This window comes from Embleya sp. NPDC127516 (genome assembly GCF_044765325.1).
In the GTDB taxonomy this organism is placed as follows: Bacteria; Actinomycetota; Actinomycetes; order Streptomycetales; family Streptomycetaceae; genus Embleya.
Genome location: NZ_JBIWJT010000045.1, coordinates 26,532 through 48,061, shown reverse-complemented (window position 1 = coordinate 48,061; position 21,530 = coordinate 26,532). Strand labels below are relative to the sequence as shown.

The window sequence follows — 21,530 nt, the reverse complement described above, 5'->3', positions numbered from 1 at the left end:
CTCGGTTCGGTGCGTTGCCCGCTCGGGCTTGACGCCGTGTGGTCTGTTTTCTGGTGCCGGAGGGTCGATCACCTTGGTGTGGTGGTCTTTCGGGGTATGCGGAAAACCCCTTTTCCGGCTCGGGCCGACCGGCGGGCGCCGGGCGAGGGCCGTGAAATCGCTTGCGATTTCGCGGAACCGCCCGGGGTCTGCCAGGCTCGAGAGCCGGAAAAGGGGCTTTTCGCGTGCCCGACCTTTGATTTCTTTCTTTTATGGATGTGGCCGGTCGCCGGCACCCTGGGGGGTGTCGGCGACCGGCCGTGTGGAAGGTGTGTTGGTCGTGTGGGCGGCGGTGTCGCCGGTGGTGGGGTCTAGCGGTTGGGGTCGAGGGTGGCCGCGGCGCGGTGGAGTGCCTCGGTGAGGAAGTCGATGTCCTCGTCCGCGGAGTTCAGCGGCGGGGCGACGACCAGGCCCTCGCTGCGGGGGTCGCTGGCTCCGGTGAACGGGTAGAAGAGCACGTCGTTCTTCTCGGCCTCGCGCATGAGGGGCCAGAGGACGCCGGGTTCGAGCTCGACTCCGTAGAAGTGGCCGAGGCCCCGGACGTCACGCACGAGGGGCAGGTCGGTGAGGGCGCGCAGGCTCGTTCCGAGGCGTTGCCCGCGTGCGCGGAAGGCGTCGAGGTCCATGGATTCCAGCTCGTCCAGGACGCCGAGACAGATCGCCGCCTGGAGGGGCTGGGCGGCCATGGTGCCCATGGCGGGCAGGGGGTCGGCGGTGGGGTGATGGAGCAGGGGTGCGAGGTCGGGGGACACGAGCACCGCGCCGACGGCGGTGTAGCCGGCTCCGAGTCCCTTGGAGAGGATGCACAGGTCCGGTGCGGCGTCGTCCCAGTGGTGGCCGGCCAGGGGGGTGCCGGTGCGCCAGAGTCCGGTGAGGACTTCGTCGTGGATGACGAGCACGTTCCTTTCCCGGCAGATCCGCGACAGGCGGGAGAGGTAGCCGTCGGGCAGCACGTGGGCGCCGCCGGTGGTGCCGTTGACGGGTTCCAGGAGGACGGCGGCGACGTTCTCGGCGCCCCTGGCGTCGATCACCCGCGCCACCTCGTCGGCACACGAGGCGTCGCAGGGGCGTTCGGGGTGGTTGTGGGCGGGCGGGTAGGGCGCCGGGAAGGCGGGGCCGAGGCCGAGGGCGTCCTCCGGGCGCGGGCGCCTGGCGTGGTTGCCGGCGAGTCCGAGGGTGAGGGCGCTCATTCCGTGGTAGCTGAGGTTGGACGTCAGGATGTCCCCGCGTCGCTTTCCGTCGCGGACGCGAGTGATGGTCCGGGCGAGCTTGACGGCGATCTCCACGGCGAGGGTGCCGCAGGTGACCAGCGCAACGGAGTCCCGGGGGCGTCCGACGGCGTGGCACAGGCGTTCCGTGAGTTCCATTTGGGTGTTGGGCCGTACGACGGCGGGGCCGCCGAAGGAGGTGCGGAGGGACTGCGCGTTGATGCGGGCGAGGACCTTGCGGCTGTTGTGGCCGACGTTGACGCAGATGAGTCCGCTGGATCCGTCGAGGATCCGTCGGCCCTCGGCGAGGTGGAGCCAGGATCCGTCCGCGGTGACGACGTCGAGGTCGGGCATGGGCCTGGATGACGTCAGCAGTCGGTCGCGGGGGGTGTTCCGGTTCATGGGTGGTGTTCCCTTCCTGTGGTGCCGGAGGGTCGATCACCTTGGTGTGGTGGTCTTTCGGGTATGCGGAAAACCCCTTTTCCGGCTCGGGCCGACCGGCGGGCGCCGGGCGAGGGCCGTGAAATCGCTTGCGATTTCGCGGAACCGCCCGGGGTCTGCCAGGCTCGAGAGCCGGAAAAGGGGCTTTTCGCGTGCCCGACCTTTGATTTCTTTCTTTTATGGATGTGGCCGGTCGCCGGCACCCTGGGGGTGTCGGCGACCGGCCGTGTGGAAGGTGTGTTTTCTGTTGTGGGTGCCGGCCCGCAGGGGCGGTCGCTCACTCCGGGGCGGGGTCGGTCGTGTCCCGGGGGCGGTGTTTCCTGTTGGGGTGCTTGCGGTGAGGGCCGGCGGCGGTGCGGGTGTCTGCGTAGGTCCAGATGTCGGCGCGGCGGTACCGGCGGCGGAGGCGGCCGCTGGGGAGTTGCTCCTCCTCGACCGGCCGGGGCCAGCCGCGGGGCATGCGCTCGGGGTGGTGGGCGATGCTGACGGGTGTGACGCCGAGGACGCGGGCGGCCTCCGCCAGGGTCAGCAGGTCGTCGGGGTTGCCGCTGCGATCGGCGTGGATCTCGCGTCGTTGGGTGCGTCTCTTGTGTTCGGCGTACCAGGCCTCCCAGCGGTCGGAGTCCCAGTACATGACGCGGTCGAGCGTCTTGACGGGCGTCGGGTGTCCGTTGTCCTCCCGCAGTGCCCACAGGCGTTCGAGGGTGCTGCGGGCGAGACCGTGACGTTCCTCGAGGCCGGCGCGGGTGATCAGGCCGTCCGTGTCCTGTCGTTCCCGGTACCAGCGGTCCCATTCGGCCGCGTCCCAGACCAGTTCGCGACCGTGGCCGGTGGTGCCGGCCGCCTCCGGGTGGCCGGTCCGTCGGCGGTTGCGGTACCACTCCTCCAGGGGGGACAGCGCCATGCCGTATCTGGCCATCAGGTCCCGGCGTGTGTAGACCTCGCGGCCGTCGAGTGTTGTCATGACCGTCCTCTCGATCCGTGGCCTGACGGGCGACCCGGGATGGGCGGTTCATTGTCTAGGATGCGGATATCGCCTCTCGGAATGGGCTTGTCGATTGTGCCCTTGGGCCGAGGGGCGTAGGGCGGCCGGCGGACTGCCAGAGTTCCCGTCGGTCGCCCGCACGGCCCGTGTCGCGGACGGTTCGCGGACCGGTCGGAGTGTCTGTGATTGCCGTGGTTGTGTCGTGGTCGTCTTTCGCTTGCGCGACCGTTCTTTCGCGTGCGCGACCGTGTCGGGTGTCGTGTGGCCGCCCCGAAGGGGCGGCGTTTTTGTCGCGCCGTAGGCGCATGAGGCTGTCGCGCCCCTGCGGGGCGCGTCCTTGGTCCGGTGCCCGAAGGGCCCGGCCGGAGCGAAGCGGAGAGCCGGGCCCGCAGGAAACGCACCGGACCACCGGGCTGCCGCCCCCGCAGGGGGCGTCCTTTTCCACGCCGGGGCCGGGCGCCCCCCGGGGCGGGCGGGTTCCCGCCCCGGGAGGGATACGCGGTCAGCTCGCGGTGTCCGACGGGGTGACGGCGTTGGGCAGGGTCACGGAAGCAGCGCGCAGTCCGATCACGTGAACCCAATTCTTCTGCTCGTTCTTGTAGTTCCCGTACCACTCGTCCGCGACGGCGACGATCGCGACCGCCTCTTCCTTCGTGGCGCCGCCCGCCCCGTTGGGGAAGGCCGCCTGAAGCGTCTTGACGTCCTCGCCCTGGGCCCACACCTCGAACTCGCGCCGCTTCACCTCGCCGAAGTACTCGTCCACCATCGCGAAGACCAGCAGGGTGAACACGAGGTACTTGGTTCCCTCGGAGTCCACCCGCTCCTTGAACTCGCCCTTCGGGTCGATGTAGCCGATCTTCTCGCCGAAGCTGCTCGCGATGACGGCCCTCGGGGCGGTCTTCTTGATCGTCATGTCTTCCTCATCCTCGTTCGACTGTTTCTTGGGTTTCGCGGAAGTTTCTGCCAGGTCCCTTCCGACATCACTAATTATGCCATCTTTCAGGAGGCACCACAGTGACGCAGGTCACAATCTGACGGGAAGTCATGTGACCTGAGTCACATCACTTCCGTCGATGTCGCATCCGCCCGACGCCGGTCGACACCCCACCCACGCGGGTGGGGGTGGCTCCCTCCTCGGTCGGACAGCTCCGCCGCGCCGGGGTTCTCCCCGGGGTGTCAAGGGCTCGCCGCAGGCGACCGCGCCCGCGCGGCCCGGCCCTTGACACCCCGGGGAGGTTCCCGGCACGCCCTTGGGGGTCCGACCGAGGAGGGAGCCACCCCCACCCCTCCGAGAGAGGACCGGGGTCCGGGGCGGAGCCCCGCAACCCACCACCGAACCCCGACCGACCCACCCATCCCCACCCCCCTCCTCCTCGCCCGCGCCTGTCACCCGACCACCACCGAAACGCCCACCGAACCACACGAACTGCCATTCAGAACACACCACCACAAGCCGAATACGACATCCCATCTCACCCAACCCGAGCCTCCACTCGACGGACGACCGCCGACCCTCAACGACCCGCACATGATGCCTAGGTGTGGGGAATTCCGGATCGGTTTCGAGAGCCCTTGGATCGATGACGTCGTGCGGGTCGAGAACCTTGAGCCAGCGGGTGCATGGTGAACCCGCCGGGTGGCCTGTATGGCCCCGCGAGTTCTGCTTCGGGTACCTCGGCGGAGCATCGCGTCGGTGATGAGTGGGGTCGCGGGGCCACCACGATGTCGACTCGGATATGACGGAATCCGTCTGCGCAACCGCGCGGGAGCCAAGTGACCGGGTCTCCCGCGCTCCCCCACACGCGGGCGCTCGGACCCGGACTACGGGACGACGGGGCCGCCTGCGGTGACGGGAAGGAGCAACTCGTCGGCGTCCGATAGACCCATGCCCAGGAGGGCCCGGTCGGCCAGGTCGTCCACCAGCCGGCGGATGTTCACGGTGGCGAGGCGGTCGGGGAGTTGGCGGCACAATTCCGCGACCAATTCCGGACGGGTCCAGGCTTCCCTCACGGCGTCGAGGGTCGACATGGCGCGGGCCACGATCGCCGAGGGGTTGGGCTGTTCGGCGTCCGTCGGGCCGACGCGGTGCAGGGTGGCCGCCGGGATGTCGGTCAGGGCGATGCCCGGGTCGCGACGGGCGGCTTCGGCCCAGCGGGTCAGGAGTTCGGTGCGGGGTACTGGGACTCGCTTCTTGTCCTCGCGGCGGAGCAGGGTGATGTGTTGGGCGATGGCGGTGAGTTCGTACGCGGAGGGGTCGCGGCTGTAGGTGGCGGTGAACCTGGCGGCGTAGATGGCGACTTCGGCGGCTATCGCGCGGCGTCTGGAGGAGAAGCGGGCGCGGAGGGATTCGGGGATGCCGACGATCTCGCGGGCGCGGCGGTCGGGGCGGGTGGCGAATTCGACGCCGAGGGCGTGGGTGAGGGCGATTTCGGCGGCGCGTTCGCACAGGTGTCCGGCGGCCTGTTTGTGGCGGTGGATGGCGCGGCTGTCCAGGGTGCGCCAGACGCCGTCGTCGGCGTGTACGCGGTTGAGGACGGCGGTATGGACGTGGAGTTGGGGGTCCTCGTCGCGGGAGGTGTGTTGGGAGAAGGCGGCGACGGTCCAGCGGTGTGCGCCGATCCAGCGGCCGGTGGAGGCTCCGGTGGAGGTGCGTCCGTGGCGGCCGGCGCGGGCGAAGCCTGCGTTGTCCTGGAGGTATTCGAGACCGGTGTGAATTCCGGTCAGCCAGGCTTCCCAGACCTGGTCGGCGTCGTTGTCGCGGCCGGCGAGTTGGAGGGCGGCGTGCAGGATGGACCAGGATTTGGGGGCGGACCAGGTGAGGTCGAGGTATTTGACGGCGGCGCGGGCGCGGGCGCGTACGCGGGCTTCGATCTGTCGGCGTCGAGCGGGGGTCGCGTCGGGTTCGGCGGCTAGGGCTCGGGTGATCGCGGCGCGGGTGCCGGTGGTGTAGTCCCTGGGCCGAGGCCCCAGGCGGACGGTGTCCCGGGCGGCGTCGGCGGCGACGATCCACTCGGGGGTGCCGGGCGGGGCGGTGATTCGGGCGATGGCCGCGGCGAGTTCGTCACGGCGGCGGGGGTCGACGAAGTCGTGGTAGAGGTCTTCGAGGATGGCATGGTCGATGACGCCGTGCAGGCCCAGGTCGTGCGCGCCGCGGCCGAGCCACTCGCCCGGGGGTTCGCCGATCAGGGCGACGCCGCTGAGGAGGTAGTGCTCGGCGCCTTGCCCTACCTGTCGGGACAGGTAGGTGACGTCGCTGCGTGGGGCGATGGTCAGCATGTGGGGGGAAGTGTCGGACGGTCACCCGGTGTGACGGTGGGTTGGGCAAGGGGTGGGCAGGCCTGGGCGAGGTGCGCCGGTGGTGCTTCGAGGCGTGTGTGGTCGTCGCGGCTCGGTGGTGGGCCGGCCCGGGGCCGCACGGTGAACGAGGGTTCATTCATCGGGGCCGGGCCGCTCGGAAGGGCCGCCTTCACCCGTGCGGGCACGCGGGAGTGGGACGATGGGGTCATGAGCGAACACGATGAATCGGCTGCGAGGGGCGAGACCGTCGACGAGGTGGACGAGTTGCGGATCGACGCCGGCTTCGAACGTGTCCTGGCCGCTCAGGGCGAGGATCGTGTCCGCGAGGGGCGGGCGCGTCTGGACGCGTTCGCCGCGAAACTCGCCGCCGCCGGCCACGAGCAGATCCCGGACCTGTGACCACGCCCCCGGACGACGAGTGGCCCGATACGCACCTCGATCCGGAGGCGCTCCTGCGCGTGCTGCAGGACCACGACGTGCGGTACGTCCTGGTCGGTGGCTACGCGATGGTGGTGTACGCCGTTCCGGACCGGCTCACGATGGACATCGACATCGTCCCCGATCGACGTACGGACAACCTGGAGAACCTCGCGACCGCCTTGCGGGCGTTGAACGCCCGTGTCGTCCATTACGCCGACGCCCACGAGATCCACGCGCAACGGCGGCCCCTGACGCCGGAGTTGTTCGAGGCCAATCCGTTCCTCCACCTGTACACCGCTCGGGGTCGGGTGGATGTCCTGCTCGCGCCCACCGGGCTCCCCGAGGGGTACGACGGCCTGATCGGCCGGGCGCGTGTTCTCGACGTCGACGGTCTGCGGATCACGGTCGCCGATATCCGCGATCTGATCACGACGAAGGAGGCGACCGGTAGGCCACGTGATCTCGTGGATGTTCGTGTCCTGCGCGAGCGTCTCGGTGCGGATCGAGGCGGGAGGCTGGGCCGGGTTGCGGAAGCGTTGGATCGGAGCGGCACCGCGTTGGAGGAGCCCTCAGGCCACCGGGAGCGTGGGGTGTCGCCTGCCTCCGGCGATGTCGCGCAGCGGCCGGATCCGGGTCTGTCCTTGTAGGGCTTTTCGGGGCCGAGGTTTCTTTCGCGGACACCGTTTGCCTGCGCCGGTTGGCGCTTGGTTGTCCGCCGTCGCATGAGTCCGCACGTGGGGCGGGTGTGGGTCCCGGCCGACGGCACGCCGGTGAATGGGCTCGGCCGGGTACGAATCAACGCTTCCTGCGGCGTGGTTCGCGAAGCCCGGGCTGGGACGTTCACTGGTTCAACCAGGGCACCGATGTCTCGGGGAGGCCTCGGGTGGCCGGAGCGGTCATGTCCTCGACGCGCGGACGGCGGGGGCGGGTGCTCGGTGCTGCGGCCAGCGCGTCGTCTGCGGTTTGCAGGGCGAGACGGACCATCGAGATGGTTCTGCGGCCGGGCCTTGGCCGGGCCGCCCGCGGTTCGGGCGTCCGCTGTTGAAGGGCGGGCTCGATCGATTCGGTTGCGGGTCTCGGCTTGGCCGTTTCCGGGGCGGGCTCCCGGGTTGCGGGCTCCCGGGGCGTGGGTTCGCTTGCTCGGGGCGGTTGTTCGCGACGCTCCGGTTCCCCGGTGGTCGATTCGGGTGGGCCGGAGTTCTTCGCGGGGGCGGGGACGTCCGACTGCGGTGGGACGGGTGGTGTCGCGACGGGTTGTGCCGTGTCTTCGGTGGTGTTCGTACCGCTGTTCGCCGTTCCGCGCTCGAGGATCGAGCGGAGTTGGGCCGACTCGTCGTCGGTGAGGGGGCGTCCCCAGGCTCGGCGGTATTCGGCGGCGATGTCCTGGTGGAAGCGGTCGATGTCGATGGCCGGGGGTCGGGCGGCGCCGAGCAGGTGGCGCGCCTCGTCGGGGTCGCTCGCCAGGCCGGCCAGGTGGCGGGCGCGCAGGCGGTGGGAGCGGGCCTGTTGGAGCTGTGCGGGGGCGTCGTCGGTGAGGATGTTCCCGGCGGCGACGCGGGCCTCGATGCGGTTGGCGCGGTCGAAGAGGTGGGCGGCGTGGGCGGCCACGGCGCGTTCGGGGGCGCCGGTGGTGTCCAGGGGCGCGGGGGCGTTCTCGCGGACGCGTTCGGTGACCAGGACGGCGGGGGTGTCGGGGTCGAGGGTGACGCCGAAGGTGGCCTGGACGCGGTCGGTGAGGAAGGCGAATGCGTCGGTGCGGGCGGGTCCGCGTTCCCAGTCCTGGACGGCGCGCCACATCCAGCCGACCTCGACCGGGCGGGCGTCCTCCCACCACCGGTTGTCCAGGGAGGACTTGAGGGCGGCCGCGTCCTGGGCGAGGTCGCGTTCGGCGCGGTCGCGGCCCGCCTGGTCACGGCCGATCTCGCGGACCTGCGCGGCGGTGACGACGACGGGCTTGGCGTCGGGCCGGTCGGCGGGGACGATCTCGACGACGGCGCGGGCGAGGGCGTCGGGGTCGGCGCCTCGGGCGGCGAGGTCGGCGAGGACGCGGCGGCCGACGGTGTGCGGGGTGTCGCGTCCCAGGGCGGTGTGCTCGCCCTGGTCGAGGAGACGGGTGTGGAGGAGGGGGTCGCGGACGGTGTACGTCCAACGGACGGTGGGACCTTCGGCGGGGGCGGGCTGGCCGCGGTCGAGGGCGGCGTTGAGGTTGACGCCGTTCACCGGTGGTGTGTCGGGGAGTTCGACGCCGTGGTACTGCCGGACGCGGCCGCGCATGTGATGCAGAATCTGGGCGGCGGCGACATCGTGGTGCGCGGACCATTCGACGGCGCGTTGCCAGACGGCGGCGATCTGGCCGGGGTCGGCCCGGCGCCACCAGGAGCGGTCCCGGACGTCGCGCATCACCCGGTGTGCGGCGGCGTGTTCGGCACGGATGTCGCGCACGAGACGGTCGTGTTCGGGACCGGTGGTGTGCAGGTGCTCTTTGGCGCGCACGTCTCGACCGACGACGCCTTGTCGGGCGAGTTCCTCCGCCTCGGCGACGCGGGCCAAGACCGTGTCGGGGTCGGGGCGTTGGCGGGGGGCTCGCGGGGTGAACACGGGGCGTTCGGTCTGCGGTCGCGGTCGGCGGCGCGGTGGGTCGAGGGCGTCGGCGCTGCGGTGGAGGTGGCGGGCGTGGAGTTCCGCGGCGACGCGGAGTTCGTGCAGTGCCTCGCGTTCGACGGGGCGTTGGGGTGAGGCGGCGAGTTTGGCGGCGGCCCGGGCGACGGCGGTGTGGCGGTCGCCTTGGTCGCGCAGGTCGCGGACTCGTTGACTGGTGGTCTGGGGTGGGATGCGGGGGGCGTTGGCGGTGTCCCAGGCACTTTTGAGTGCTTTGTAGTCTCGGGTGTAGATGGGGTCGCGGTCTCGAATACGGTCGCGGACCCGGGCGGGACGGCGCGGGCGGGCGTGACGGCGTGTGCCGGCGTGGCGTCGATTGCGGGCGGGTGCGGGTGCGATCACCTGCCAGTGGTCAAACTCGGATTTCGGGTGTGGGGGCGTGGGCACCTCGGTGCGAGTTGCGGCGGGGCGGGACTGTTGGGTCTGGGCGCCGGCCGATTGGACGCCGGCGGACTCGTGCTGGGTGGGAGACCCGGTGGCGGCCGGTGTGGCCTCGGTCGGCGGCGTGGTGCGGGCTTGTGCCCATCCGGCGGTCCGCGGACCGTCTGCGTCGAGGTCGCGAACGGTGGCACGTACGGCTTCCAGGTGCCGGCGGGTGAGTCGCCACATGTCGCGTAGGGCGGTGAGTTCGGGGTCCTGCCTTCGAGCGGCGAGTTCAGGGCCCTGCTCCCGGGCGGTGAGTGCCCGGCCCAGGGTCTGGATGTCGGCGGCCAGGGTGCGGATGTGTTCCGCGATGGCGCGGAGGTCGTCGGGATCGACGACGGGCGTGTCCGTGTCGACGGCGGGATCGCCGAGGTGGACGCCGTGTGCGACCCAGGAGGCGCGGTGCGCGGTGGTGACGGCCTCCCGGAGTCCGCGAATGCGTTCCGACGCGGGGAATCGGCCGTCGTCGCAGGCCTGCCACGCGCGAGCGGCGTCGTCGATCCTCCGGGCCTGGGCGTGGGCGTCGCTGGGAGTGGCGTAGGGCTCGGGCTCACCGGGATCACGGTTCGACCCACCGGGATCCGGGTCGGCCCGAGGGGACGTCGATGCCGGGACGGGGGAGGTGGGGTCCGGGTGTCCGGTGCCGTCGGGGGGCTCGTTCGGACCGTCGGGCACCGGAGTCGGCTTCGCGGGTATCGGTCCTGGCTCCGGCCCTGGGGACACGGCGTTCTGCGGCTCGGTGACCGGACGGGTATCCGTGCGGGATCGTCGCGTGGTGTTGGGGGCTCGCAGGTTGCTGTCGTCGAAGGGCGGCTCGACGTCGCCGGGGCGAGACGGGACGGGGACCAGGGGCGTGGGGGGTTCCGGGGCGGGGACCATGGAACCGGGGTTCGGGGTGGCGGTCGGCGGGTCGTGGTGGGTGGGATCGACGCCATGGACACCGGCGTTCGCGCCGGTGTCGACCTGGATCGCCTTTGGCGTTTTCGTCCTACCGTCGGGCATGCTCGCGCCTGCTCACGTCGTTCCTCCCGTCGCTCCCGTCGTGCGGAAAGGTGCGCTTCCGGCGCGGGTTGTGACATGTGGCAGCCCGGTGTTCCGCGGTGACACGGGCGCAGCGAGGGAGTGTCCGTGGTGCGGCGGTCGGCGCTTCGGTCGATGGGTTTCCGCGTTTGGAGCGGCCTTTCGGCCCGGCACCGGCGAGTTCGGTGGTATCGGACCGGCGAACACGCGTGTGGTGCCGGGCTCGGCGCCCGGGAGGAGTACGTGCGAAACCCCCGGGGTGGGTCGTCAAAGGTGGGCCGCGAACCCCCTGCGGGTGGTTGCCGCCTCAGTCGGGCGGATGGCGCGCCCGGCCGTGGTGCCGTGTATCCGGCGTCTCCCGGATGGCGCCTCGCCATTCGCGGTAGACCCGGCGTCGCTCGAATCGCCCGGCGGACGGCTTCCGCCGCCACGTGGTGCTCCCGGTCCAGGTCCCGGTCTCGGGTACGTGTCGGCGCGGACTCGTACCCTCTGTCCATGACGATGGGCGACATCACGCGCGAGACCGTTCTCCGGGCCATCGAAGAGTGCGACGACCTCGGTGTCGAGGGCTTCCGCGCCAAGTACGGCTTCGGTCCCGCACGCCAATACGTCCTCGTGCACGAGGCGGAGCAGTACGACTCCAAGGCGATCCTGAACGTGGCCCACCTCTACGCCACCGGTGTGCTGGGCGGCTTCAGCGGAGGAAAGGACCACGCTGCGGCACGTCTACGGGAGTTGGGTTTCGTCGTGGTCGCGCGCGGTCCGCAACCGGCCGCCGATCTCGACGTGTTGCGCTCGATGCCCCTGCTCGAGCAGATCAGGAGGATGCGCACACACAAGACCGGCACCACACCCACGCGACACAAGCCGCTGGCGCTGCTCTGGGCGATCGGGCTCGCCCCGACACCGGACACACGTCTGAACGCGTGGCCGGACTTCCGAGACGGCGTGGGACCTCTGCTGCGGGACTTCGGGCACGACCACAACAAGTCGACGCCGGAGAACCCGTTCTGGTACCTCGCCAGCGGCCCGTTCTGGGAGGTCACCGGTATCACCTCCTCCGACGGTCAGGTTCCCGCCGCCGGCCGGCTCACCGCGGTGTCCCGGGACTCCGTGGCCGGGGTGTCCGCCGGATTCACCGAGGAGGCCGTCAAGGTACTCGCGGATGAGGTACGACGAGCCGAGATCGTCGCCCATCTCCTGACGACGTACTTCCCGGAGCGCGACCACGCCCGTCTCCTGGCGGCGACCCATGTCCGAACGGAAGACGAGGGAGCTGCCACCGACGAGGATGAACAGGACGAACCCGTCACCCTCGATGTTCCGGGAAGCAACGAGGAAGACCGCGCCGTGTCGAAGACGATTCGCGCGACCACGCGCTACGACCGCGACTCCGGCATCGTGCGGGACCTCAAACTGCTCTACGACAACACGTGCCAGATCTGCGGGACGACTCTGCGGGGGCGAGCCGGTAAACGCGGCAGCGACGGCGCCCACTTTCGCCCCCTCGCCGAGGGCGGCCCCGACAGCCTGACAAACCTGCTGTGCCTGTGCGCCAACCACCACCGTGAACTCGACCTTCACGGCATCTACGTCGGCAGCGACAACGTCGTGTATATAACCGACAGCTTCGAGATCGAGGGCGAACTCACCTTCCACTCCGAACACCGGATCAACGCCGACCACGCGCGCTACCACCGTGCCCGATGCCACGTCGACACCCACCCCGACGTGGAACCGCCGCCCGAGGCCGGATCGAATCCGGCGTCGGCCTGAGCACAACGGGACCGGGATCCTTGGGTCCGAGGTGACGGCTGGACGGCCGCGCCCGGGCCGGAACCCGCGAGCCCGAGGGATCACATCGAACAGGCGGTGGCCGCACGGCGAGCGACCGACTCGTTCGCCACGGCCGAGTTCAAGACGACCCGGCCGGCTCACTCACCGTCGCGAATTCGACCTTCCGCTCGACGTCGCCGCAGACCTCCTCCGGCAGGGCCTCGCGGATGTCGGCGATCGTCCCGGACACGGGTCTCCCGCCCTTGATCCGAGTCCTGAGTGCATATCGCGCCATGACGTCCCTCCTGCGCAACGCCTCCCTGTCGCCCACCGATCCGCTCCCCAACGGCCGACACCGGCAGTGGCCGCCACCGGCGCACGAAGCGAACACCCGACCCGACGTGTCGGCACACCCGCCACAAGGCGACACCGACATGTCGGCTGACACGCCCGCCGTACGAATCCCCCGACACACATGTCGGGTTCCCGGACACCGACACCACCCGACACGACGTGTCGGCCCCGGACACGAGGCGACACCGGCATGTCGGCCGACTTGCCACCCACACCGATCCACCCGACACACATGTCGGGTTCCCAGAGACTGACACCACCCGACACGACATGTCGGCTCACCCGCCACGAGACGACACCGGCGTGTCGGCATACACGCCCGCGCCGTACGGCCCCCGACACCCATGTCGGGTGTCGGACAGGCCAAACCGCGACATCGTCGAGGATCTCAACGTGGGCCGCCCATCGAGGATGAACTCGCCGCGCTTATGGTCACGTCCAGCCGCGAGCAGGCACCGAAGCCGTCATGGACTGCGTCTCGCCCCGGTGAGCACCGCCGGGAATCAGGACACCGTACGAATGCGTGCCGCACGCAGCGCGAGGCAGGACGACCGCGACGGCCACACCAACGTCGAATGCCCCGCCATACGCGCGCAACCGGTACCCCACCTGCGTGGGGACTTCCTGCTCGCTGCCTGGCCGGGGCAGTTCGACTACGGCTCACCCCCACCTGCGTGGGGACTTCTCGCTCACCTGCACGTCGTGCCCGCGCGGACACGGCTCACCCCCACCTGCGTGGGGACTTCGACGGAGTGAACGGCCACACCGACAAGGTCTCCCGGCTCACCCTCACCTGCGTGGGGACTTCCGGGACCGGATCGCCGCGTCCACCCGGAAGCTGGGCTCACGGGGAAAACAAGGCTCACCCTCACCTGCGTGGGGACTTCAGGACCGCGCTCGTGGACTTCGCGGTGCCCGGCGGCTCACCCTCACCTGCGTGGGGACTTCCCTTTCCGACCTGCGCATCTCTATGACATTGCCATTTCGTGATGAAAATCGAGCAATTAAGGCAGAAAGCCTTCCTGTATCCCGTCTGACCAGCCTTTTCTCATCAACACGACCCCTCCTCAAGCGGTGCTGGCCTCTCGTCAACACCTTCACCTGCAGAGCCAAGGCTTGTGGTCGTCCCTGTGATCAGCCGTAGTCGTGATCCTTACAGAAGCCAGCAGCGGTCTGGGGGTCTCGCGTATCGTGCGAGCTCCTGACGCGGGCCGTGGGTCGTCTTGAGATGCTCGGCGCGACTTTAGCGCCGGCTCACTCGGTCAGGTCGGTTGAACTGCCACAAGGCATCCGGTACTTGAGCCTTTGAGGATGAGTCAGGTCCGTGGGGCGGGTCGCCAGTCCGTGAGCAGGTCCGGGGGAGTGGAGGGGTTGTAGCGGCCTGCTCGGGCTTCGGTCAGGGCTAAGCGGACGCATTCCCGTGCGCCTTCCAGGGCCCGGGCACCGATGGGGAGTCCGGCTGGGCGTAGGGGCCGCCGGCGCGGTGGGGGACCGTGGTGACCCACAGGGCGTGCACCGGGCCGCCCTCGAGTGCGGTCGTCAAGCGGGTGCGCTCCAGGGTCCAGGCGCGGAGGGCGCGGGTGGTTCGGGGGTCCAGGGGTGCGGTGTGGGGTGGTTCGGGTGCGCCGGTACCCGGGGGTCTGGGGATGATGTGGGCTCGGGTGAGGTGGCCGTCGAGGTCGTGGACGGTCATGGCGGCGATTTCGCCGACGCGGGCTCCGGTGTCGTTGACGACGCGGACGAGGGCGCGGGGGCGTCCCCAGAGGGCGGGAGTGACGCGGTGAGGGCGTGGGCCTTCCAGGAGTGTCGTGCGGTGGTGCAGGTGGTCCGTGTCGAGGTGGGCGCGGGCGGGTTGGCGGGGGTGGGGCGTGGTCTCCAGCGGGACGTCGGCCCAGCCGGCGAGGGCGCGCAGGGAGGCCGCGGCGGCGCGAATGGTCGCGGTGGATCCGCGACGGTCACCGGCGGAGGTGGCTCGCCGGCGCCGGTGGCCTTGGGCGACGGCGTCGAGCCAGGCCTGGTACGTCGGGGGATCGAAGAGCGTCGCGGCGGGGGCGGGGGTGTTGGCTGCGTGCTCGTGCTCGACGTAGGCAAGGAGGTCTTCGAGGAAGGTGACGCGCTGCCGGAGCGTGGCGGTGCCGATCGTCCCGTCCCTGTGGCGCTCGCGCAGATCCGTGATGAATCCGTCGACGAGATCGCGGGCGCGAGGGGTCATGTCACAGCACTTTATGTGGCCCACTCGGCTCCTTGGGGTGCTGCCGCGCCGGTCGGACGGGACGTCCGATGGGGTGTTGAGGTTCGTCGCGGGGTGTACCACTCGCTCCATCGCAACCTTCTGTTATTACGACTCCGCTGCCCGGGCTGGGGTTTCAAATACGCCGATGCGATCGATGCCCATGGCTTTGACCTGCGACTTTACGTCCTTGCCTGGGGCCGGCCCAGACCTTGCCCACCCGTCATTACGGCGTAATGACGCCGGTCCCTGCCGGGCGAAAGTGGTTGATCCGGCCTTCATTACGCCGTAATGACGGGTGGGGATCCGAAGGCGCGGAGCGAGTCGGCGGCGATCGTGAGGGGGAGTCATTACGCCGTAATGACTCGGCGGACGACTCTCGTGGGGCCGCGGTCCGCTCCCCGGGGCCGCGTCTTCATTACGGCGTAATGAGCAACGAGGACGAGCCCCGGCGCGGTACTTCATTACGGCGTAATGAAGATCCGACGCGCGAAGGCCTGGCCGCCCGTTCGACGTCTCGACATGGCCGGGAGTCGAGTTGGCGGCGACGTCGGGAGAGCGGGCAGTGGGGACGCCTCCTCTCTGGCTGCAGCCCTCTCCCCCCACTCCCCCGATTGCCGGGATCCATTACGGCGTAATGAGCCGCGGTGACGGGGTCCGGGCCACACGAACCGGGGCTCTTCTCATTACGGCGTAATGAGAAGAGCCCCGGCGGGTCGGGCGGGCTGAGTGGGTTGTGCGGGTCAGCGCGCGACGCGGGTAAGCAGGAGCTCGACGAGCTTCTCCAAGTCCTCCGCCGACAAGTGCTGTTGCAGGGACGCCGCCAGGTCGGCGGGCGGGCCGAGTCGAATGACCCTGGAGTGGTCCGTCCGGGGCTGCGGCGCCGCCGGCGCGGCGTCGGTGCGTTCCGGTGGGGTCGCCTTCGGTTTCATTACGCCGTAATGATCCTGGGCGGTCCGGGCGGCGTCCGCTTGCTTGTCGGGCGCCATGCGTCCGATCTTGCGGGCGTCCTCGACCTTGAGTTCGCCGTTGCGGAGCAGGTTCTGCAACTCGGGGAGGAGGCCGAGGAGCGCGATGCGCTGCGAGACCCATCCCTGGGACTTGGAGAGCCGCTTGGCGACCTTGTCCTGGGAGCCGTGGATGTCCAGGAGTTCCTGGACGGCCTTGGCCTCCTCGAGGGGGGCGAAGGCCTTGCGGTGGATGTTCGCGACCAGTGCGGATTCGAGGATCTCGACCGCGCTGGTGGCCAGGGTGTCGTCGACCACACTGTTGAGCGTGGCGAGTCCGGCCCGTTCCGCCGCGAGGAGGCGTCGGTTGCCGTCGACGACGATGTAGCGCACGTCGGGTGCGAAGGCGTGGTCCAGGTCGGGGTTGGCCTCGCGGTAGGCGCCGAGAGTAACCACGGCGGCGGCCTGGAGTTGTCCTTTCTCCAGGATGCTGTCGGCCAGGTCCGCGACGTCGCCGAGTGTCTCGCGGGGGTTGGCGGGGTTGTAGGCGAGGTGGGTCAGCGGGATCGCGAACGGGGCGCCCTCGGGTGTGGGGGGCGTCGGGTCCGTGACGGGCGGGGCCGCGAGGGCCTCGGCGGCGGTGGCCGGTGTCGGTGGGAGGGGTGTGGCCCCCTCCCCCGTCTTGGGCGGCAGGAGTGTCGCCAGGGAGCGTTGGCGTTTGGACACGCTCATGCGCTCGCGGCGATCTCGTCGAGGCGTCGGGTGGCGCCGCCCAGGCCCAGTTCGAGGGCGAGGCGGTAGAAGTCCTCGCGGGCCTCGAGGGAGATCCTGTTGCGGGGGTACTGGGTGACGACGCGGCTCTCGGCGGCGGCCTTGGCGTGGATCTTGTAGTGGCGGACCACCGTCTGGGTGCGCCACCAGCCCTGGCTGTCGACGAACGTGCGGGTGTCCTCGAGGTCGGCGAGGCCGTCGCGGGGATCCCAGTTGTTGACGACGACGGTGTAGGGGAGTCCGCGGGGCTTGACGATGTTCTCGATCGTGTTGGCGGTCGGGAGGAAGGACATGCCTTCCGGCTCGATCGGCACGATGACGTCGTCGGCGGCCGACAGGACCGCGCGCAGGGCGGCTCCGGCGCGCCCGTCGCCGAGCGGGTCGCCGCCGGGCCCGGGCTCGTAGTCGGTGGAGTCGGGGCCCAGCCAGCCGGGGGTGTCGACGAAAATGTGCTGGTAGCCGCCGATTTCCTTCAGCCGCGCGAGTTGTTGTGGTTCGCGGTGGGCCTGGACGAAGTCGAACGGCAGCTCGTCGCCGACGCGTTCGGCCCACCAGGTGGTGGATCCCTGCGGGTCGATGCTGACGGCGAGGACCGGCGGGACGTCCATATTGGGCCGGCTCAGCACGTCGGCGGTGACGGCCGCGAGGTTGACGGTCAGGGTGGACTTGCCGACCCCGCCCTTTTGGTTCAGCAGAACATGAACTCTTGCCACGGGTACTGCCCTTTCGGTCTGATTCCCCGGTGCCCTGCACGCCTTGGGTGCGGGCGTGAGCGGGACGAACTATGCCATGTGGAAGGCCCACCATGGCGGAGGGGCTCGGCCTTTTGTCCGAGCCGCGTCATTACGCCGTAATAAAGCGCCCGATCAGCCGTGTCTCGGAGGCCGCCGAAGGAGTGATGCCATTACGCCGTAATGAGCCTGGCGTGGGTGCCTGTTCGGGGTGGTGCGGCCGGTACTCCCGGGGTGGCGCGGCTTATTACGCCGTAATGGGCATCGGGGCCGGTTTCGCAACTCGGGCCGCGCGGGCGCGGGCGACCGCTGCGGCGTGCACGGTGTCGCTTCTGGTCTCGCCCGGCGTCGTCGACTCGACGGGCAGGGCCGCGCGGAACGTCCGTTCGGGCTCTCGCCAGCGGGGTTCGGCCACGGTGTACTCGGAGCGTCCACCTCCTCGTCGGGCGGGGTTCGCCGATACGGTCCGACGTACTCCCCCGGCGCGAACCGCGGCAACCCACGCGGACGCGCGTGCTCTGATGGCGACACGTACGGGCGTGAAGTCCTCCCGTCGGTCCTCGGTCGCCACGGCGGCCTCCCGGTCGGCGGCCAGGCGCGCGCGGAGTTCGCGTTGTTGCCTCAGCCGCAGGTCGTCCCGCCGTTGGCTCGCTGTTGCCTGTGCGACGGACGGGGGTTCGGGCCACAGCGCGGTCGCGCCCTCGAGGCGGGCTCGGAGCCAGGCGACGGGGAACAGCACCAGCAGGGGCAGTGGGGAGACGATCAGCCAGGCGACGACGTCCTCGGCGGTCCAGCCCCGGTCCGCGACGTCGCGCAGTGCCGAGGCCAGCCGGCCGATCCGCTCGCGGGCGACGAGTACGACCCGGGAACGAACCTGGCGTGCGAGTTCCCAGCGCCTCCAGCGTCGGGTGCCCGGGCGAGGGGCGGGTCGTCGTCCTTCCCGGCGGGGGCGGGGAGTTGCGGCCGCTTCGCGCGTACGCCCGTGCGTGCCCGCGCGGTTGAGCCCATCGTCAACGCAGGTATCGGTACCAGGGTCGGGAGAGGGGTTTGGTGGGGTATCCGTGCAGGGCGCACCGATCGGTGTCGCGGACGCCGGGACGTCGCCCGCGGGTGGCGGGGGAGAGGTTGCTTCGTCGGTGGGGGAGGAGGCGGCTTCGAGGGCGTACAGCGCCTCCAGGCGGGCGAGTTCCCGTTCGTCCCAGGCGGCGGGGATGGTGGCCGCGTACTCGGCCGCGAGGCGCACGCCGCCCGGGCAGCGGGTCCCCCGGGCGACGTGTTCGAGCAGGTCCGCCTCGCGCAGCCAGCGCAGGTGTCGGCGGACGCTGGGCAGGGACAGGCCCGTTGCGGTCATCAGGCGTGCGTGACCGGGGCGGATGTCGCGGCCGTCGTCGTGGTCCGCGTATTCGCACAACGCGCGGGCCAGGATCAGGCTCGTGGCGTTCAGGCGCGGGTGCAGCCGGACACGAACGGCCCACTCGACGACGGGCATCCACCCGCGCGCACCCCCCGAAGAAGCCCGGAATTGTGGGGTATGCGGCTTTTTATAGTGCGCGACACGCGAACGAAGTCGAACCAGAGCGTGCGCGGCGCCACGAGTATGCATAGACTCGGGCACGCAGGACCTCCTCGTGAGGGCATGCAGAAGCCCCGTATGTGCTCTGGGTAGAGCGGGACTTCGCAAAAATGGGTTCACGCCCGACACGTGACCGGTGTGGTAGCCGGGCAGCGACGGGCGTCGGTCCTCTCGGGTGGAACTGAGAGAGGCCGTACGAAGGCGACCCGCGACCCTGGCAGGTTGCGGATAGCAGAAAGAGCGGACCGTCTCCGTGCTGGGAGACTCCGCTCGAAAGAGTTAGATCACGACCGCCCCCTCTGACGAGAGGGAGCAGACGCGAACCTGCAACAGCACGGCCCGCCGGACATCAAGCGCTGAGGAAGCGCGGCGTGTCACTGGCGGGCTCTTGTGCATCGGGGGGTGTCTGCCGGTACTCTCATTCATGTCGACGTTCTCTCTTAGGTGTAGTCGGCCGCGCCCCCGGGGAGTTGCACCTCCTGGCAGGGGGCTTCTTCATGTCGTGGTGAGCCTTCCGTTACTCACGGGAGTTTCATGGGAACCCTAGTCCCTTCGGGGGGCTCGGTGCGCGAACACGGGACAACTCGCCGGTCGGCGTGTCGCCCGGCCGGGTGGTCCGGTGTCAAGACATCGTGTGTGCGGACTCCCGCGCCTCAGGGCCAGGTTGCGGATTCCTGTGTGTGCATATCCGCAGGAGGTGTCCGGGAGCGCCGGCGTGTGACATCGCGTGTGTGGTCTTCGCCGAAACCGTGCCGTCGCATCTCGGGACGCGCCCCGATTCGGGCTCGGTAGGGCGGGGTTGGTCGATCCGACGCGTCACGTTGGTTCTCGTGTCCGGACGCGATCGCGATGGTCGCCGTGTCGGGAGGGTCGGTTCGGGCGACGTGTATCGGGCGACATGGCGGGTGTCGGGGGTGTCCTGTCGGCCGACACGTGGCGGGTGTTGGGGTGTCGGGGGTGTCGTGTCGCCCGACAGATGGCGGGTGTCGTGTCCGGGGATGCCGACAGGTGTGTCGGTGCCTGTCGTGTCGCGCGGGGTCGTGTCGGGTATCTGCGTCGAACCGTGTCGGGTGGCGCCGAATCGGGTCGTGGTCCGCTGTCCGCGTCGCGTGCGCGTTGTCGCAGGACCGGCTGGGTGACGGGGTTCCGGGTGAAGTTCATGTGATGTGGCGTGTGTTCGCGACGGCCGGACCCGTGTCGTGTCGGCGGGCGGGGTGCGGTGCGACACGACACCGGGGTGTCGGCCGAGGGCCCGAACGGTTGCGGGGGTGCTGTCGCCGGCGTTGTCCGCTCGGAGCATGTCGGGGGTAACCCGCCGGCAGGCGACACGTTCTCGGGTGTGTCGCCTGCCGGCGCATGTACGCGCCTGCGTGAATTGGCCCGTCGCTCGTGACGTGTCAGGGTCGACGACCCGCCACGGACGATCGTCGCTGCGGAACCGTGGTCCGAGGCCCGGGGGTTCGTCGTCGCGACCGCCCCGGGCCACCCGTGGCCGGGCGATGGTCGGTCCGGGGCCGCAGCGCCGCGGCGGGCACATAGCCGGGCGCGCTGTCGGCACACGACGAGAGGCCTGTCGCGGGCCGTCGGTATGGTGGCTGCATCTCCCGGGTCGAGCTATCGAACGCTGAGGATCTCGGCCACGAGGTCGGGTTCGGCGTCAGGAGCCTCGGAGAGGGCTCCCGGGCCGAGGTTGCTCATGAAGGTGGGGCAGCGACCGTCCACTTGCCGGCAATGGGGAGCACCGCATGGTCGGTCCCGCCGGTGTCCTCGATTACGGCTGCTGCGGATGCGGCGGGCGAGCCCGGTGGGTCGGTTGCTTGGGTGCGCCGGGGCGACGCGGGTTCGGGCGGCTGACCGGGGGGTGGGTGATTCGGTGCCGGGCGTCGGCTGCCGGTGCGGCCGGCGAGCGTGGATGGTGGGTTCAGGCCTGGACGGTGAGGGATCCGGGGTTGCCGGGGATCAGGCGGGCGGTGGCGTGCCAGGGGCCGCCGCCTTCGGTGATGCCGCCCCAGGGGACGGCGAAGGCGCGGGTGGCGTGTTTGGTGTGGGTGAAGACGAACAGGGCTCCGGCGCCGGAGTAGTAGTCGGAGCCGCTGGCGCTGATGCCGTCGGGGAGGTCGATCCGGTCGCCGGTGGCGGGTTCGATGTCCTTCTTGGAGGCGCCTTCGAAGAAGACGTAGACGTTGGTCCCAGGCGAAGGTGGTCAGGTCGCGGAGGGCGCCCTCGCGGCCGTGTTCGCCCAGGTCCTTGATGCCGTTGGCGAGTCGGTCGTAGGCCTTGCCGTCGATTTCGACGCCGACGCGGGCCGAGGCGTCGCCGCATCCGGTGAGCAGGGCCAGGAGGAGGCTCGTCAGGAGGGCGAGGGCGGTGGGGATGGCGCGGTGTCGCGTCGTGTGCTGGGGTGTCAACTGACCGTCGATCCGTTGTCGACTCCGCTGCCGGGGTCGTAGCCGTCCTTTTGGGGCTGGTCGCGCGGCGGGCCGGAGGGTGGGGCTCCGTGGGCGGGCAGCGGTGGGTCGTTCCTGGGGATGGTGGTGTTGCGGCCGATCTCTTCCTGGTCGCTGTAGACGAGTTCGTGGTTGCGGTCCAGAACCACGGCGCGTCCTTCCCGGTTGGCACGCTCTATGTGGTCGGCGAGTTCGACGGGGGCGTTCGTG

The 21,530-nt window shown here is 70.3% G+C and carries 14 protein-coding genes and 1 CRISPR repeat array; of the genes, 3 read left to right on the top strand and 11 right to left on the bottom strand.

The annotated features are described in order from the left end of the window. Nucleotides 1–350 precede the first annotated feature (350 nt). From ACIRL2_RS46685 to mobF, 4 genes are all read right to left on the bottom strand, one after another. The gene (locus ACIRL2_RS46685; protein WP_402241111.1) at nucleotides 351–1,649 is read right to left on the bottom strand and encodes an aminotransferase class III-fold pyridoxal phosphate-dependent enzyme; all 1,299 of its coding nucleotides are present in this window, start codon (nucleotides 1,647–1,649) and stop codon (nucleotides 351–353) included. A gap of 316 nt (nucleotides 1,650–1,965) precedes the next feature. Continuing rightward, nucleotides 1,966–2,652 (bottom strand): hypothetical protein, encoded by a 687-nt coding sequence (locus ACIRL2_RS46680; RefSeq protein WP_402241109.1) that lies wholly within the window; start codon nucleotides 2,650–2,652, stop codon nucleotides 1,966–1,968. A gap of 523 nt (nucleotides 2,653–3,175) precedes the next feature. Next, nucleotides 3,176–3,586, bottom strand: coding sequence for a hypothetical protein (locus tag ACIRL2_RS46675; RefSeq protein WP_402241107.1), 411 nt, complete (start codon nucleotides 3,584–3,586; stop codon nucleotides 3,176–3,178). 908 nt (nucleotides 3,587–4,494) lie between these two features. Further along, nucleotides 4,495–5,949, bottom strand: a complete 1,455-nt coding sequence (mobF, locus tag ACIRL2_RS46670) for a MobF family relaxase (protein ID WP_402241104.1) — start codon at nucleotides 5,947–5,949, stop codon at nucleotides 4,495–4,497. 228 nt (nucleotides 5,950–6,177) lie between these two features. Between mobF and ACIRL2_RS46665 the strand changes: the two genes are divergently transcribed. Both ACIRL2_RS46665 and ACIRL2_RS46660 read left to right on the top strand, forming a co-directional pair. After that, on the top strand, nucleotides 6,178–6,369 hold the full coding sequence (locus ACIRL2_RS46665; protein WP_395871056.1) for a hypothetical protein: 192 nt from the start codon (nucleotides 6,178–6,180) through the stop codon (nucleotides 6,367–6,369). Next, nucleotides 6,366–7,037 carry a nucleotidyl transferase AbiEii/AbiGii toxin family protein gene (locus ACIRL2_RS46660; RefSeq protein WP_402241102.1) on the top strand — a complete coding sequence of 224 codons (672 nt, stop codon included), beginning with the start codon at nucleotides 6,366–6,368 and terminating at the stop codon, nucleotides 7,035–7,037. Before ACIRL2_RS46665 ends, ACIRL2_RS46660 begins: the two co-directional genes overlap by 4 nt. A 193-nt stretch (nucleotides 7,038–7,230) precedes the next feature. Here the strand turns inward: ACIRL2_RS46660 and ACIRL2_RS46655 are convergent, their stop codons facing one another. Continuing rightward, nucleotides 7,231–10,146: a hypothetical protein gene (locus ACIRL2_RS46655; RefSeq protein WP_402241101.1), complete on the bottom strand. Its 2,916-nt coding sequence runs from the start codon at nucleotides 10,144–10,146 to the stop codon at nucleotides 7,231–7,233. An 840-nt stretch (nucleotides 10,147–10,986) separates the two neighbouring features. On the opposite strand from ACIRL2_RS46655, the gene ACIRL2_RS46650 reads away from it, so the two are divergent. Continuing rightward, on the top strand, nucleotides 10,987–12,267 hold the full coding sequence (locus tag ACIRL2_RS46650; protein ID WP_402241099.1) for an HNH endonuclease: 1,281 nt from the start codon (nucleotides 10,987–10,989) through the stop codon (nucleotides 12,265–12,267). A 139-nt stretch (nucleotides 12,268–12,406) separates the two neighbouring features. Here ACIRL2_RS46650 and ACIRL2_RS46645 read toward each other — a convergent pair whose 3' ends face one another. The 6 genes from ACIRL2_RS46645 to ACIRL2_RS46620 form a co-directional block, all read right to left on the bottom strand. After that, nucleotides 12,407–12,562 (bottom strand): hypothetical protein, encoded by a 156-nt coding sequence (locus ACIRL2_RS46645; protein ID WP_402241097.1) that lies wholly within the window; start codon nucleotides 12,560–12,562, stop codon nucleotides 12,407–12,409. Nucleotides 12,563–13,217: 655 nt separating this feature from the next. Then, nucleotides 13,218–13,569: a CRISPR direct-repeat array (repeat unit 30 nt; unit sequence ACGGCTCACCCCCACCTGCGTGGGGACTTC). Between the two features lie 454 nt (nucleotides 13,570–14,023). After that, a complete protein-coding gene (locus tag ACIRL2_RS46640) occupies nucleotides 14,024–14,833 on the bottom strand; it encodes a hypothetical protein (protein ID WP_402241095.1) in 810 nt (269 codons plus the stop codon). A 761-nt stretch (nucleotides 14,834–15,594) separates the two neighbouring features. Next, nucleotides 15,595–16,530, bottom strand: coding sequence for a ParB/RepB/Spo0J family partition protein (locus ACIRL2_RS46635; protein ID WP_395871048.1), 936 nt, complete (start codon nucleotides 16,528–16,530; stop codon nucleotides 15,595–15,597). Then, complete coding sequence (locus ACIRL2_RS46630; protein WP_402241093.1) at nucleotides 16,527–17,282, bottom strand: AAA family ATPase; 756 nt, start codon at nucleotides 17,280–17,282, stop codon at nucleotides 16,527–16,529. Before ACIRL2_RS46630 ends, ACIRL2_RS46635 begins: the two co-directional genes overlap by 4 nt. A gap of 265 nt (nucleotides 17,283–17,547) precedes the next feature. After that, complete coding sequence (locus ACIRL2_RS46625) at nucleotides 17,548–18,789, bottom strand: hypothetical protein (RefSeq protein ID WP_402241090.1); 1,242 nt, start codon at nucleotides 18,787–18,789, stop codon at nucleotides 17,548–17,550. Between the two features lie 2,488 nt (nucleotides 18,790–21,277). Then, nucleotides 21,278–21,469, bottom strand: a complete 192-nt coding sequence (locus ACIRL2_RS46620) for a hypothetical protein (protein WP_402241088.1) — start codon at nucleotides 21,467–21,469, stop codon at nucleotides 21,278–21,280. Nucleotides 21,470–21,530 lie beyond the last annotated feature (61 nt).